Annotated in this window: 1 protein-coding gene; it reads right to left on the minus strand. The window is 34.1% G+C overall.

From position 1 onward, the window contains the following. Nucleotides 1-596, minus strand: a 596-nt coding sequence (locus JCM14209_RS08655; protein WP_025023043.1) for an ISL3 family transposase, incomplete at both ends; no start/stop codon positions are given.

Below are 596 nucleotides of genomic sequence, written 5' to 3' on the forward strand. Positions count from 1 at the left end.
GTTACGCATTCTAGAAGGAATGGTACTTAATTTTTGATTAATAATATCACTAAAGCGTTCAGCATCTTTAGAACGTAGAGCGTAAAGGACTTCTTGATAGTAGTTATAAACATCTTTAAGTTCTTCATCCATTTCTAATAAACGATTAACCACATCTTCATCGCACAACAGAGAATGTTTAAAGTTTGGTCGTCTATTGAAATGCATGAAGTCCAGTTCAGTTGAATCTTTCATCAATAGTTTCCAGTAGCGTTTCAAGGCACGTCCTTCATGTGATTTCAAACCGAACTTACGAATAACAGCGATTCTAGTGCTTTGAAGCACGCGACTAACTTGAAGTACAACATGATATTTATCTGCGATAATTTTGGCATTGGGAAACAAATCATGAATTAAATTACGATAAGGTTGATAAAGATCAACAATAACAAAGCGAACTTTTTGACGTTCACGTCTACTATAATGGCGAAGAAAATATGAACGTAGAGCAGCATCACGACGTGATCGAATAACATCAATTGTTTCGTGAGTATCTGCGTTAATTAATAACATACTCATTTTATCTGTAATATTTGTGCCAGAATTAAAATCATCTA

It is taken from the genome of Ligilactobacillus hayakitensis DSM 18933 = JCM 14209 (genome assembly GCF_000615845.1).
Taxonomy (GTDB): Bacteria; Bacillota; Bacilli; order Lactobacillales; family Lactobacillaceae; genus Ligilactobacillus; species Ligilactobacillus hayakitensis.